Here is a 12,968-nt window from a genome sequence, read left to right on the forward strand (position 1 = left end):
TGACCAGCCCGAGAGACCAACATGGGAGTGAGGCATGAGTACGACGCCGGTGGTCACCACCGAGGACGATGCGACGCCGCTCGTCCGCTCGCTCGCGCGCACCCTGCGCATGAGCCTCGCGGTGCCGGAGCTCCGCGACCTCGCGGAGCGGAGCAACGGCCTGCTGGCGCTGGCGTCGGTCGTCGACGCCCAGGCCGCCACGCTGAGCTTCGAGGAGGGCGCCATCCACGTGGCGCACGGTGTGCCCGCGGGCGTGGAGCCGGTGGGCCTGAGGTTCGACCCCGAGTACACGCTCGAGGACACGACCGATCCCCTCGCGGAGGCCGCCGCCCGGCTCCTCTCGCCGCCCCTGCCGGGATGGCGGGAGGCAGCGGCCCGCTTCTGGGCGGTCAACCACGAGTCGCGCGGCTTCCCGAGCCGGCTCGTGATCGTCTGCTCGGACGAGGGGGCCGAGCTCCGCTTCGGCGACCGCGAGGAGACCTTCGAGATCCACGGAGGCTCGGACGCGCTCGCGGCGGTCCTGAGCGGTCACGGCGACAACTTCCTGTACGCCGTCGCGCTCGGCTTCGTCTCCATCGTCGGCCGGTCGGCACAGATGTCCGCGATCTGCGGAGCACATTGGAAGGTGCGTTTCGATGACTGAGATGACGGTGCAGGACGTCGAGCAGTGGCTGGAGGACCACGCCATCACCTCGATCCAGATCCAGGCCACGAACCTGGACGGGACGCTGCTGGGCAAGACGCTCTCGCCCGGCAAGTTCCTGGGCGGTCTGGACCAGGGCTACGCCTTCGCCGACGTCGCGTTCGGCAACGACCTCGGCAACTTCCCGTCGATGGGGTTCGCCTTCCCGTCCTGGCGGGGCGAGCTCGACGACATCTTCCTGCGGCCGGACCTGACCACGCTCTGCGTGTGGTCGCCCGGCGTCGCCGCTGTGATCGGCGACTTCTGGACCCAGGAGGGCACGCCGCTCCCCGTCTGCCCCCGGAACCTCCTGCGCAAGGCCGCGGCCGACGCCGCCGACCTCGGCTACACGGCCAAGGCGGCCATCGAGATCGAGGCGACCGTCTTCGAGGAGTCGGTGCAGGAGGCGCGCGCTCGCGGCTACCGCGACCTCACCCCGTTGGGCGGCACGTCCGGATCGGCGTACGTCCTGGCGAAGTCGGCCGACTGGAAGGAGTACCTGGGCGCCGTCGAGGCACGCCTGCGCGCCGTGGGCGTCGCATGGGAGGCCTGGAACGACGAGGCTGCGGCCGGCCAGATCGAGATCAACGTCGCTGTCGGTGGCGTGGTCGAGGTGGCCGACGGCTGGGCGCGCACGCGTCAGATCATGCGCGAGGTCGCCTTCGAGCTGGGGCGGACCGTCACCTTCATGGCGAAGTGGTCCGCTGCCTGGGGGCAGGCCGCGCACCTCAACATCTCCCTGTCCGACGCCGACGGCAATGCGTTCTACGACGCGGACGGCGCCTCCCCGGTGATGCTGCACTTCATCGGCGGCGTCATGCAGGCCATGCCCGGCACGACGTCGATCGCGATGCCGTTCATCACCTCCTACCGCCGCCTCGTTCCCCTCGAGGGCCCGCCGACGACGGTGACCTGGGGATACAGCAACAAGAGCACCGCGATCCGTGCGGTGGTCGGTCACCCGAAGTACTCGCGCATCGAGTACCGCGTGCCGGGCTCGGACTCCAACGCCTACCTGGTCGCCGCAGCCGTGCTGGGCGCCGGCCTGTTCGGTGTCAGGAACAAGATCGAGCCGCCGGCGGACTTCGTCGGCATGGCGTGGCGCAACCCGGCCGACGTCGAGCTGCTGCCGACGACGATCGGGCGCGCCGCTGACGCGCTGGAGCACGACGAGCTCATCGCCGAGGTGCTGGGGGAGGAGTTCGTCTCCTACTGGCTCGGCACGCGCAGGTGGGAGTGGATGGCGTTCCACACCATGGGTGGGGGCGACATCGACGCGGGGCTCACCGACTGGGAGTTCCATCGCTACTTCGAGCTCGCATGAGCACCCGCATCGCCGCCGCGGTCCTCAACCGCGCCCCGGGCGTCCTCGAGATCGAGGAGCTGATCATCGACGACCCCGGCCCGGACGAGGTGCTGGTGAGGGTCGCGTACGCCGGGCTGTGCCACTCCGACCTCCACGAGATCGACGGCACCTTCGACACGACCGTCCCCATCGTCCTCGGCCACGAGGTCGTCGGTGAGGTCGTCGAGGTCGGCCGGGGTGTCGTCGACATCAGCGTCGGTGACCGCGTGGTCACGTGCCTGTCCGCCTTCTGCGGCAGCTGTGAGCTCTGCCTGCAGGGCCGGCAGACGCTCTGTGTGAACCGGCTCCGGCTGCAGCAGGGCCGGCCGCGACCCCGGCTGACCAACGCCCGCGGGGAGGCCGTGCGGGCCACCGCGGGGGTCGGCGGCTTCGCCGAGATGGTGCTCGTGCACCACAACAGCGTCGTCGCGATCCCGGCCGACGTGCCGGACCCGACCGCCAGCATCCTCGGGTGCGCGGTCACCACCGGCATGGGCGCCGTGCTGCACAGCGCGCGGGTGCGCGCGGGCGAGAGCGTGGCGGTCGTGGGCCTGGGCGGCGTGGGCTTCGCCGCGCTCCAGGCCGCCCGGCTCGCCGGCGCTGCGCGGATCATCGGGGTGGACGTCGTACCGGAGAAGCTGCGGCAGGCGCTCGCGTTCGGCGCGACCGACGTCGTCAACGCACGCGAGGTCGACCCGGTCGCGACCGTGATCGACCTCAGCGGCGGGGGAGTGCACCACGCCTTCGAGGCGGTCGGGTCGGGCGCCACCGCCAGCCAGGCGTTCGCCATGCTGCGGACCGGCGGCGCGGCCACCGTCATGGGGATGATCCCGGAGTCCCACCAGATCCAGGTCTCGGGTCCGGCGCTCTTCCTGCAGGAGAAGCGCATCCAGGGCTCGTTCATGGGGTCGAACCACTTCAAGATCGACATCCCGCTCTACGCGCACTTCAACCGGATCGGCGTCCTCGACCTCGACGGGCTGGTCACCGCCGAGTTCGGTCTCGACACGATCAACGAGGGCTTCAAGGCGCTGGCCTCGGGCTCGGAGATCCGCGTCGTGGCACGGATCGGGGGCCGGTGACATGGCGCCGTTGATCGGCATCACCGGCCGCCAGCTCACGCTCGGCATGCTCGCCGGCACGGACCAGCGCTTCCGTCAGCAGCGGATCGACAGCTACTACAGCGCGTTCGCCGAGTACGTCGCCCGCGCGGGCGGCATCCCGGTCGAGCTCCCGTTCGTGTCGAGCACGGTCGGCGTCGTCGACCGCCTCGACGGGCTGCTGGTCACCGGTGGCCAGGACGTCCACCCCGCGCGCTGGGGTGGGCGGGCGCCGGTCGACCCGGCCGCCAACCCGCGCTGGGACCACGACGTGCACGACGCCGAGCGCGACGACCACGAGGCGCGCCTGATCGAGGGCGCACTGGCCGCCGGCGTACCGCTGCTCGGGGTGTGCCGCGGCCACCAGCTGCTCAACGTCGTCCTGGGCGGGACCCTGATCGAGCACCTCGAGGCCGGACCGATCGTCCACGCCACCCCGCACGCGGCACCGTCCGCCGGCGACGCCGCGCACGAGGTCGCCTTCGTCCCCGGCTCGCTGGCGTACGACGTCTACGGAGCCACCCGGGTCGTCAACTCCTGGCACCACCAGGCCGTCGACGCCCTCGGGCGCGACCTCGCCGTGATGGGCCGGACGCCCGACGGCGTCGTCGAGAGCATCGGGATCCCTGGCCGCCCGGTCGTCGGCGTCCAGTGGCACCCGGAGTGGTCGACCGAACCCGATCCCATCATCGACTGGCTGGTCTCCGCCGCGCACGAGCGGCGGGCCGCCTCCACCAACGAAAGGGCATGGGCATGAGTGCCGTGCGCACCAGCAACCTCACGACCCACCAGGACTGGCTCGACCTCCGGTCCCGCGTCGAGATCCCGCAGGGGATGTGGCTCGACGGGGCATGGGCCGAGGGCCGAGGTGGGACCGGCGCGGTGGTGAGCCCGCGGGACGGGCTCGCCGTCGCGGAGGTCGCCCGGGCCGACGAGAGCGACGTGGATCGCGCGGTGACGGCTGCTCGCCGCGCCTTCGACAGCGGGGTGTGGTCGGGCCTGGAGCCGCGCGCCCGTGGCGAGATCCTCATCCGCTGGGCCGAGCTGCTCGACGCCCACCGCGACGAGCTGGCGCTGCTGCTCGCCCTCGAGATGGGCAAGCCGGTCACGGTCGCGTGGAACGTCGAGCTGCGCACGGCGATCAACACCATCCGCTGGTACGGCGAGCTGGCCGACAAGCTGATGGACGAGTCGCCGCGCGGACGTTCCGGATCCCTGGCGCTCGTGACCCGCGAGCCGGTCGGCGTCGTCGGGGCGATCCTGCCCTGGAACTTCCCCATGACGCTGGCGATGTTCAAGCTCCCCGCCGCGCTCGTCGCGGGCAACAGCGTGGTCGTCAAGCCGGCCACCCAGACGCCGCTCTCGCTGCTGTTCGCGGCCCGGATCTCCGCGGAGGCCGGCCTGCCGCCGAGCGTCCTGCAGGTCGTCACCGGCGGCGGCGCGACCGTGGGCTCCGCGCTCGCCCTGCACCCGGAGGTCGCGACGCTGACCTTCACAGGCTCCACCGAGATCGGCAAGCAGCTGCTGCACTACGCCGGCGACTCCAACGCCAAGCCGGTGTGGCTGGAGCTGGGCGGGAAGTCTCCCAACATCGTCTTCCCCGACGCACCCGATCTGGAGCGTGCCGCCGAGGTGGCGGCGTGGGCGATCTCGTTCAACAGCGGCCAGATGTGCACGGCGGGCTCCCGCCTGCTCGTCCACGAGGACATCCGCGACGACTTCGTCGAGCGCGTGGTCAAGCACCTGGACCAGCACGTGATCGGGGACCCCCTGGATCCCGCCACCACGATGGGCCCGCTGGCCTACGCCTCGCACCGCGACGACGTCGTCGCCGAGGTACGCCGCGGGGTCGCCGACGGTGCGACCCTGGTGGCCGGATCGGAGGAGGCGCGCACCGACGGCCTGTACGTCGACCCCGCCGTGTTCGTCGACGTCGATCCCGACAGCCGGCTCGCGCAGCACGAGATCTTCGGGCCGGTGCTGTCCGTCCTCACCTTCGGTGACGAGGACGAGGCGATCGCCCTCGCCAACAACTCCGACTTCGGCCTCGGCTCGGCCATCTGGACCGCCGACCTCAGCCGCGCGCACCGGCTCTCGCGGCGGGTGAACGCCGGGCTCGTGTGGGTCAACTGCTATGAGGAGGGCGACTCCTCGGTGCCCTTCGGTGGCCAGAAGCTGTCCGGCCACGGCTCGGACCGCAGCGTGCACGGCCTGGAGAAGTTCACGACCACCAAGACCACCTGGATCGAGCTCGGCTGACCGCCGAGGACGGAAGAAGGACGAGCGACATGACCAGCACGACCACGGCGGCACTCCAGGCCGTCCCGGCGGACACCCCGGTCGCCGACATCCTCGCCATCGTCGCCCGCGACGGCGGCGTCATCCTCAAGAACTTCCTGAGCAGGGACCAGATCGACCGGTTCAACGCCGACGTCGAGCCGGCGATGCAGGCCCTCCGGCCCGGGTCCACCCATGAGGACGAGGTGATCGCGGCGTTCCACGGCAGCAACACCAAGCGCCTGACGAACCTGGTCACCCTCAGCCCGACCTTCCGCGCCGAGATCATCGAGCACGACCTGGTCCACGCCCTCTGCGATGCGACCTTCCTCGAGGAGTCGGGCTCGTACTGGATGACGACCGCCCAGGTCATCGAGATCGGGCCGGGCAACGACGCGCAGTTCCTCCACCGCGACCTGGAGAACTGGTTCCCGTTCGTCGGTCTCGGACCGAGCGGTCCGGAGGCGATCGTGAACTTCCTGATCGCCTTCACCGACTTCACCGACGAGAACGGCGCCACCCGCGTGATCCCGGGGAGCAACCACTGGGACGACTTCGAGGACCGCGGCACCCCTGCGGACACCATCCCCGCCGAGATGCAGGCCGGGGACGCGCTCTTCTTCAGTGGCAAGACGGTCCACGGCGGCGGTGCCAACCGCACCGAGGACGAGTACCGCCGGGCGGTCGCGTTCGCGCTGAACGCCGGCTACCTCACCGGCGAGGAGGCCTACCCGTTCCTGGTCGACAAGGAGATCGCGAGGACGCTCTCCCCGCGCGTCCAGCGCATCCTCGGCTTCCGCTCGCAGTACCCGACCGGCTCGGCCGGCCTCTGGCAGGTCGACTACGCCGAGCTCGGCGACTACCTCGGCCTGGACGCCGAGTAGCCCGAGCACGATCCGAAAGCGAAGACCCATGGCCCTCGAGTCCTCCCGCATCGCCTACGAGCGCGCCTGCCGCAGCATCGGCGCCGGCGTCGGTTCCGGCATGCGCGCCCAGATGCAGCCGCATCCCCTGTTCATCCACGAGGCACGGGGTGCCTACGTCTGGGACCTGGACGGTGACCGTTACGTCGACTACGTCATGGCCTGGGGACCGCTGGTCCTCGGCCACGGCGACGCCCGCATCGTCGAGGCCGTGCGGGACACCGCCACGCGGATGCAGACCGCCGGGACGAGCCACGTCCTGGAGTACGCCGCCGCGGAGGCCGTGCTGGAGGCCGTGCCCCACGGCGAGAAGCTGCTGTGGAGCAACACCGGCACCGAGGCGGTCCAGGTCGCGCTGCGGCTCGCGCGCGCCGCGACCGGGCGCCGGAGGATCCTCAAGTTCGCCAAGAGCTACCACGGCTGGCACGACTCGGTGTACGCCGGCATGGCCGACGTCGACGTCGACCGACCCTTGAGCGTGGCGAGCCGCGGACAGTCGGCGAGCGTGCTCGACGACCTCGTCATCGGACGCTTCAACGACGTCGAGCTGGTCACCCGCCTCCTCGGCGAGGCCGCCGAGCGCGACATCGCCGCGGTCCTGCTGGACCCGATCATGAGCAACGCCGGAGCCGAGGCCCCGTCCGCGGAGTTCCTGGCGGCGGTGCGCGAGGGCTGCTCCCGCCACGGCGTGGTGATGATCTTCGACGAGGTGATCGCCGGCTTCCGGGTCGCGCGCGGCGGCGCGGCGGAGCGGTTCGGCGTACGACCGGATCTGTCGGTGTTCGGCAAGGCCATGGCCGGCGGCTTCACCCAGAGCGCGGTGGTGGGGCGTGCCGACCTGATCGACCAGGTCACCGAGGGCGTCACCCACGCGGGCACGTTCAACGGCAACCCGATCGCCATGGCGGCTGTGCGAGCCACGATGGAGGCGCTCGCCGACCCGGCCGTGTACGACAAGCTCGAGACGATCGCCGCCGACTTCGAGCGACTGGTCGGCGGAGCGCTGGCGGAGCGGCCCGACGTGGGCCGGTTCAACCGCGTCGGATCGCTCCTCCAGTTCGTCCCGGCGTCCGAGGCCATCGGGCTGCAGGGCTCCGGCGGGCACTGGAGCGCCATCCTCGACGGGATGGTGCGGCAGGGCTTCCTGCTCATGCCCCCCGGCAAGGTCTTCCTCAGCACCGCGCACACCCGCGACGACATCGAAGCGACCGCGGACGCGTTCGCCAAGGTCCTCCCGAGCCTCTGAGGGCTCACCCCACCAAGAAAGGCAGTGCCATGACCGGACTCACCACCCTGGACGCGAGTGCGACGCTCGACGAGGCGGTCGCGATCGTCGAGCGCGACGGCGGGGTCATCATCAAGGACTTCTTCGACAGCGCCACCGTCGCCGAGCTGCGCAAGGAGATCGACGTCGCGATGGAGCCCGCGTCGTGGGGCCAGGACGACTTCTCCGGGCACCGCACCAAGCGGCTGTACGGGATCTTCCAGCACACCCGGCACGCCGCGACCGCCGTACGGCATCCGATGTACGCCGGCATCGCGAGCCGCTTCCTGGAGGTGCCGCGCTCGGGCTACATCGGCGAGTACCGGATGGAGCTGACGCCGAGCTACCAGGTGGGGGTCAGCTCGATCATCGACATCCACCCCGGCGAGGGTGCCCAGCCGCTGCACCGCGACGACGGCGTGTGGCTGTGGCGTCACCCCGAGGGCTACCGCCAGGCGCGGGTGCAGATCATGGTCGCCGTCACCGACTTCACCGCGGAGAACGGCGGAACGATGGTCGTCCCGGGCAGTCACCTGTGGGACGACGAGCGGGGCCCCAAGGTCGAGGAGGCGGTCCCGACGGAGATGAGCGCGGGCTCTGCGCTGATCTGGGTCGGCGGCACGTTCCACGGTGGGGGGACGAACTCCTCGGACAGCAACCGGATCGGGCTCACCATCGGTCTCGACCTGGGGTTCCTGCGGCAGGAGGAGAACGCCTACCTGACCTACCCGACCGAGGTGGTGAAGGGCTTCGACGAGGACATCCAGCGTCTGCTCGGCTGGTCGGTCTGCGCGCCCGGCACGGGCTTCGTGGAGTACCAGGGCACCATGGCCGACCCGATCTTCCTGCTCCAGGACGGTGCCGAGGTCACCAACTCCTACGCGCAGTTCGACAAGTAGACGCTGCTGCTACTCTCTGACTTGTTCAAGTGATCAAGTCACCCAAGGGAGCAACCGTGGCTCACGTGCCGACCCACGTCCGGCGTCAGCAGTTCATCGAAGCCGCCGTCCAGGTGATCGCTCGCGAAGGCGTCGACGGTGCGACCACGCGGCGCATCGCCGAGCAGGCGGGTGCGCCGCTGGCGACCCTCCACTACGTCTTCCAGACCAAGGAGAACCTGCTCTGGGCGGTGTTCGAGGAGCTGGCCGAGCTGCTCCGGGCCGACTTCGAGAGCCTGGAGAGGCCGGGGCAGTCCCTCGCCGCGGAGGCGCGTCAGCTCCTGCTGGCGACGGTCTCCTGGGGCCTGCGCAACCGCGACCACTCGCGGGCCCAGCTCGAGATCTGGCTCTGGGCGGAGCGCAACGACGCCGAGCTGGCGCGCCGCGCGTACGAGAAGTTCGTCGGCGCGTGGAAGGACGTCTTCCGTGGGGTGCGGGGGACGATCGCCGATGAGGACGACCTGGAGTCGTTCACCCGCATCTTCACGGCCATCGTCGACGGGCTGGCCATGCAGGTGATCACCGAGGCCGATCCCGAGGGGATGCTGCGTCACGCCGAGGTGGGGGCCGACATGCTCGAGGCCTATCTCCGGCGGCGGAAGCGCCAGAAGACGGCGTGAGCCGGGCCGCGGACGCGACGATCGCGCCCGCCGCCCGGCGTACGGATCAGAGCTGGTAGATCGCCGCGAGGTCGACCTCGCCGTAGCCGGCCTCGACGCCCTTGGTGAGGATCTCGGATGCCAGGCGGGAGATCGGTGCTCCGCCATCGACGTCCATCGCGGCCGAGAACGACTGCGCGGCCATCGCGTAGACCTGCAGGGTGGCCTCGTCGGTGGTGTAGTCGTCCGCCTCGATGCGGCGCAGGAGCAGCCCGAGCTGGTGCTGCAGCGTGGTGGTGGTGTCGCCGAGCATGTCGGTGAGGAGCGAGATCGGAACACCGCGGTGGGTCATGTACCGGACCGCCTCGATGAACGCGACCAGGGTCGAGAAGTAGAAGGAGCCGACCAGGCCGGTGTCGACCACGGCAGCGGACCCGAAGTCGTCGCTGGTGTACGCCGAGAGGCCGCCGAGCGTCCGGATCAGCGTCTCGTTCTCCTGCCAGAGCGCGTCGCTGCCGGCCACCAGGATCCGCGTGCTCTCGCCGCCGATCTGCTCGGGGTAGGCGAGGATCGCGCCGTCGAGGTACCGCAGTCCGTGCGAGGTCGCCCACCGGCCCAGCTCGCGAGCCTCGTCGGGGGTCCCGCTCGTCACGTTGAGGACGGTCCGGTCGCCGAACTCATCGACACCGACCTTCTCGATGACCTCGCGCGCATCGGCGGCGGTGGCCACGCACACGATCACCACGGCGGAGGAGCGGGCTGCGCCCTCCGGGGTGGAGTGCGCGTCTGCGCCGAGCTCTGCCAGGGGCTGGACGCGGGACTCGGTGCGGTTCCACACGGCCACCTTCCGTCCGGACGCGAGAAGGGCGCGCGCGAACGCAGCCCCCATGTTGCCGCAGCCCAGGATGGCGACGTCGTTCTGCATGCGCTCGTTCGACACGGTGGTCCTATCTGTTCAAATGATCGAGTCGGATGACCGCAGTTTCCGCAGGGTACGAATTCGGTGTCAAGGCCCCGGCCCGGAATCCCGCCCGGTCGGGCAGGGGACGTCCTCGGAGGTCCGTGGCCGGCAGGCATGGCCCGGTCGCCATCGACACCGTGCACACGCCGGTCCGAATCGGGGTGCACGGTGTCGTAGCCGGGTCGGTGCGGAGTCGCGACAGTGGTGATGTCAGTCACGCGGAAGGACGATCAAGATGACGACGAATCAGTTGACCATCACCCAGCGGCGCTCCCGGAGGGTCGCCGCCGCCGGCGCTGGGGCTGTCGCGACGGTCGTGGTGAAGCGCAGCACGCAGCGCCGCAACGAGACCTTCGGGCTCCGGCCTCGCCCCGCGCCGACCGCGGCCGTCGTCACCGCGCCGGCAGGGTCCTCCGTGGCGGAGGCTCCCGACGCGCCCGGGGGCAGGAGCCGCTGGTCGGTCATCCTCGCGTACGGAGTGATGGCCGCCGCCACGCAGGCGCTCCTGGTCAACTACGCCCCGGTGACCCACGACGCGGCGCTGCACTTCGGCGTCTCCGTCGCGGCGATCGGATGGCTGTCCCAGGTCTTCCCGCTGGTCTACGTCATCCTGGCCATCCCGGTGGGACTCGTCCTCGACCGCTTCTTCCGCCCCGCGCTGGTCATCGGCGCGGTCCTCACTGCGGCCGGTGCGTTCCTCAGGCTCGTCGCGGACGACTACTCGTGGGCCCTGATCGGACAGGTCGTCGCGGCCCTCGGGCAGCCCTTCGTCCTCAACGGGATCACCGGACTGGTCGTCGTGTACCTGGCCGCCAAGGACCGCACCGCGGGGATCGCGATCGCCTCGGCGGCGACCTTCGCCGGCATGGTCGTCGGATACGTCCTCGGCGCCTGCCTGCCGGGCCAGCAGCACATCCACACCCTCACGCTGATCACCGCCATGCTCGCCATGGACGCGGGGTTCTGCTTCCTCGGCGCGCTCCACTTCGTGCGGCCCCTGCAGGGGGCCGACTCCATCCCCGCCACGAACGGGATCCGCGCCCTCCGTGCGGCGTTCGGCAACCGTCGCCTCCGCCGGCTGTGCGTCGCCGTGACGATTCCGATGGGCACGTTCATCGCGCTGGCCACCTACGCCCAGCCGCTTCTCGAGCCCGCCGGGGTCTCCGAGTCGAGCGCGGGCCTGATCCTGGCCTTCACCCTGATCGCGGGCGTCATCGGATGTGCGGTCGTTCCCGTCTGGGCCGATCGCCACCACCGCGAGGTGCAGCTGATGGGTCTCGGCATCGCGATCACGGCAGGGGCATGCCTGCACCTTGCGATCATCCCGAGCACGGCCCTGGCCTACATCATGCTGATCGCCGTCGGGTTCGTGCTCCTCCCGGCCCTCCCCATCGTGCTCGCTCTCACCGAGCAGCACGCTCCCGAGGCTGAGGGGACCGCCGCCGGCCTCATCTGGCTGGCCGGCAACCTGGGCGGGGTCGTGATCGCGGTCGTGATCGGGAGCCTGGTGACGCACTCGGCCACGGCCTTCGTCGTCCTGGCGGGGGTGACGGCCCTGACCATGCCCGCGCTGCGCTGGTACCAGCGACTCGACCGGCAGGAGCCGCACGCGGAGAGCGTGGCCTAGGCAGAGCCCGGCGCGACGGTGATGTCCGGTGCGACCTCGAGGACGAGGAGCGCCGCCGCGACGTGGGCGGGGTTGTCCTCGACCTTGATCGTGGACAGCTCGTTCGCGCGGGACACCCGGCGTTCCACGGTGTTGCGGTGGGCGTACAGCGTCGCCGCGGCCCGCGTGGTGTTGAAGCCGGACTGGACGTAGGTCAGCAGGGCCTCCCGCAGGGACTCGTCCGCCTCGGCGAGCGGCCCGAGGGTGTGGGTGACGAACCGCTGGGCGCTCGCCCGGTCCTTGGTCAGCGTGTCGATGAGCTCCACGTCGGCGTACGCCGTGAGCCGACGCTGCGATCCGAGGCGGACGATCATCGCCTGCGCGGCCAGGGCCTCCTGGTGCGAGGACCGGAACCCCTCCAGGCCCTGGCCCGCGCGCCCCAGGCTCACCTGCACGCCGTCGGCCTTCGCCACCGTCTTCTCCACGTGGTGCAGGTCCGGCGAGGCGGCGCCCGACAGCCACACCCAGCGGGAGGTGGCGCTGCCGCGCGCGACCAGCGAGTTGCGGCCCGGCAGGGGTGAGCGGACAGCCGCGACCAGCTCGTCGAGAGCCGCGAGATGGTCGACGTCGTCGGTCCACAGCACCAACGCCCGGTGCCATCGCGCAAGCCGGTAGTTCAGCCGGCTCTCCGCGAAGTCGGCCGGGATCGACGCCCCACTGGCGAGGAGCTGGATCATCGCGATCGCGCCGGAGTTCGCGTTGCTCATGGCATCGTCCACGCTGGCTTCCTGCAGCGCGGTGACCCAGTCGATGGCGTACTGAGCCATCGACTGGGCCGAGATGTCGAGGATCTCCGCGAGCAGCGCCGGATCCGAGCACAGCGCCAGGCACTCCTCGAGCCAGCGCCGCCAGGCGACGCCGAGCGCCGCTCTCCAGCCCCCGGCGAAGTCGGGAGCGATGCCGCGGGAGGCCAGGTCACGGATGTACTCCGTCGTCCTGGCCCCGAAGTAGGGCTCGACCCGGCTGCCCGGTCGCTGGATGTTCGTCGTGAGCCACTGGACCAGGTCCGACCGGTTGAGCTGGCGGTCCTCCTTGGCCAACGACGCGTCGGCGAAGAGCGCGGGGTCGTTCTGGGCCGTGCGCGCTGGACCGGTGAGTGTGTCGGTCAGCTCCTCGGCGTCCGTCAGGAGCCGCTGGCTCACCGACCGGATCACGTCGGCGGCCTCCGGGCTCGGCTCAGGCCACAGTCGGTCCATGGCGCCAGTGTGCCGTG

General features: G+C 70.9%; 12 protein-coding genes. 10 read left to right on the plus strand and 2 right to left on the minus strand.

All coding sequences use genetic code 11. The annotated features are described in order from the left end of the window. Positions 1–34 precede the first annotated feature (34 nt). The 9 genes from ACYU8V_RS14300 to ACYU8V_RS14340 are packed head-to-tail and all read left to right on the plus strand — an operon-like array spanning position 35 to position 9,149. Positions 35–643, plus strand: a complete 609-nt coding sequence (locus ACYU8V_RS14300) for a hypothetical protein (RefSeq protein WP_460848279.1) — start codon at positions 35–37, stop codon at positions 641–643. Continuing rightward, the gene (locus tag ACYU8V_RS14305; protein ID WP_460848280.1) at positions 636–2,006 is read left to right on the plus strand and encodes a glutamine synthetase family protein; all 1,371 of its coding nucleotides are present in this window, start codon (positions 636–638) and stop codon (positions 2,004–2,006) included. The genes ACYU8V_RS14300 and ACYU8V_RS14305 overlap by 8 nt, the downstream gene beginning before the upstream one ends. Continuing rightward, positions 2,003–3,109 (plus strand): zinc-binding dehydrogenase, encoded by a 1,107-nt coding sequence (locus tag ACYU8V_RS14310; RefSeq protein ID WP_460848281.1) that lies wholly within the window; start codon positions 2,003–2,005, stop codon positions 3,107–3,109. Before ACYU8V_RS14305 ends, ACYU8V_RS14310 begins: the two co-directional genes overlap by 4 nt. 1 nt (position 3,110) lies before the next feature. Beyond that, positions 3,111–3,884, plus strand: coding sequence for a gamma-glutamyl-gamma-aminobutyrate hydrolase family protein (locus tag ACYU8V_RS14315; protein ID WP_460848282.1), 774 nt, complete (start codon positions 3,111–3,113; stop codon positions 3,882–3,884). Beyond that, positions 3,881–5,386, plus strand: coding sequence for an aldehyde dehydrogenase family protein (locus ACYU8V_RS14320; RefSeq protein ID WP_460848283.1), 1,506 nt, complete (start codon positions 3,881–3,883; stop codon positions 5,384–5,386). The genes ACYU8V_RS14315 and ACYU8V_RS14320 overlap by 4 nt, the downstream gene beginning before the upstream one ends. Before the next feature lie 29 nt (positions 5,387–5,415). Continuing rightward, positions 5,416–6,288, plus strand: a complete 873-nt coding sequence (locus ACYU8V_RS14325; protein ID WP_460848286.1) for a phytanoyl-CoA dioxygenase family protein — start codon at positions 5,416–5,418, stop codon at positions 6,286–6,288. A 28-nt stretch (positions 6,289–6,316) separates the two neighbouring features. Next, complete coding sequence (locus tag ACYU8V_RS14330) at positions 6,317–7,573, plus strand: aspartate aminotransferase family protein (RefSeq protein WP_460848289.1); 1,257 nt, start codon at positions 6,317–6,319, stop codon at positions 7,571–7,573. Positions 7,574–7,602: 29 nt separating this feature from the next. Continuing rightward, the gene (locus ACYU8V_RS14335) at positions 7,603–8,490 is read left to right on the plus strand and encodes a phytanoyl-CoA dioxygenase family protein (protein ID WP_460848291.1); all 888 of its coding nucleotides are present in this window, start codon (positions 7,603–7,605) and stop codon (positions 8,488–8,490) included. Between the two features lie 56 nt (positions 8,491–8,546). Continuing rightward, complete coding sequence (locus ACYU8V_RS14340) at positions 8,547–9,149, plus strand: TetR/AcrR family transcriptional regulator (RefSeq protein WP_460848292.1); 603 nt, start codon at positions 8,547–8,549, stop codon at positions 9,147–9,149. 46 nt (positions 9,150–9,195) lie between these two features. On the opposite strand, the gene ACYU8V_RS14345 is transcribed toward ACYU8V_RS14340, so the two are convergent. Then, entirely contained in the window at positions 9,196–10,068 is an 873-nt protein-coding gene (locus tag ACYU8V_RS14345; RefSeq protein ID WP_460848294.1) for an NAD(P)-dependent oxidoreductase, read from the minus strand. Positions 10,069–10,324: 256 nt separating this feature from the next. Here ACYU8V_RS14345 and ACYU8V_RS14350 point away from each other — a divergent pair, with 256 nt between their 5' ends. Beyond that, entirely contained in the window at positions 10,325–11,716 is a 1,392-nt protein-coding gene (locus ACYU8V_RS14350; RefSeq protein ID WP_460848296.1) for an MFS transporter, read from the plus strand. Here the strand turns inward: ACYU8V_RS14350 and ACYU8V_RS14355 are convergent. Further along, the gene (locus tag ACYU8V_RS14355) at positions 11,713–12,951 is read right to left on the minus strand and encodes a PucR family transcriptional regulator (protein ID WP_460848297.1); all 1,239 of its coding nucleotides are present in this window, start codon (positions 12,949–12,951) and stop codon (positions 11,713–11,715) included. The genes ACYU8V_RS14350 and ACYU8V_RS14355 overlap by 4 nt on opposite strands. Positions 12,952–12,968: the final 17 nt, after the last annotated feature.

The sequence above is a fragment of the Nocardioides ultimimeridianus genome (assembly GCF_054777895.1).